Raw genomic sequence first — 1,051 nt, 5'->3', positions numbered from 1 at the left:
GGTTCAAATGGTTTGCGTGTCGGTAGTCGAGCAACTCAAGCGGGCTACAACTGGACCATGGTAGGTGAAAACATCGCCGCGGGCTTCTATACCGTGCCGTCTGTCATGCAAGGTTGGTTAAATAGCCCGAGCCATTGTTCAGCGATCATGAGTCCAAATTATGAAGAAGGCGGTGTGGCCGTCTACATCGCAGACAATGCCGATTATGAAGTGTATTGGACAATGGTGCTAGGAAAGCTGATCCCTTAATGAAAATGTTTAGGCAATAAAAAAGCACCTTTATACCGGGTGCTTTTTTATTGAATTGATTAAGCCACAATTTGTAGCTCAAGTTCCTTATAGAGTTCGTCAGTTTCGTAGTCTTCTTCTAACAGCTTACGCTGAGACTTTTTCAGTTTCTTCACAACGAGTGAATAACTGTGATCGATTAGCCGCTCGATTTCAGACTCTGGAATGCTTCCATCTAAGATGAGTGTATTCCAATGGGTCTTGTTCATGTGATGCCCAGGAACAATCGATTCATACATATCTCGAAGTTCTTCGGCGTGGTGAGGGTCGCATTTGAGATTCATGTGAGGAATCCCATCTTGCTTGGTTAAGGTGGCGAACATGCTACCTTTAATTTTAGGTACTAACACCGGAGGCCCAAAAGGATAGTCTTCCCTTGCTTCTGGTTTTCCTAATAAATATGCCTTTGCAGCTTCATAATTCATAGCTGTTTCTCCATTGCGATGTCTTATCGTTTTATGAGCAACAAACAACTACAGGTTGCTAAAAATATGGGTGACTCGAGGTCACAAAATTTTTTTTTCTCACGCTCAGTATAGACCCTGTTACACTTCTGTGTGGCGGATCGTACATTCTGTTACGTTTTTAAACATAAAGCCTTTCTAACTGAGATCGAGATCAAGGTTTAATCTGGAAGACTGTGTAGTTGGTGCGTTTAATTTGATGCACATATCATTTCTTATTGATGGATTGTTAGGAGTCAAAAAATGGCTAAGTCCCTGCAAGAGCAGTTGTTGGGTGCGGGTTTGGTAGACAAAAAGAA

2 protein-coding genes are annotated in these 1,051 nt (G+C 42.2%); one reads left to right on the top strand and one right to left on the bottom strand.

What is annotated here, in order from left to right; genetic code table 11:
• Positions 1–249: CAP domain-containing protein (locus tag A3738_RS05305; protein WP_197473615.1), on the top strand; the 249-nt coding region annotated here is incomplete at its 5' end.
• 59 nt (positions 250–308) lie between these two features.
• Here A3738_RS05305 and A3738_RS05300 read toward each other — a convergent pair.
• Positions 309–713: an MmcQ/YjbR family DNA-binding protein gene (locus A3738_RS05300; RefSeq protein ID WP_068478296.1), complete on the bottom strand. Its 405-nt coding sequence runs from the start codon at positions 711–713 to the stop codon at positions 309–311.
• Between the last annotated feature and the right edge of the window lie 338 nt (positions 714–1,051).

Source organism: Oleiphilus sp. HI0066, from assembly GCF_001635725.1.
This window is presented reverse-complemented; position numbering and strand designations above follow the sequence as displayed.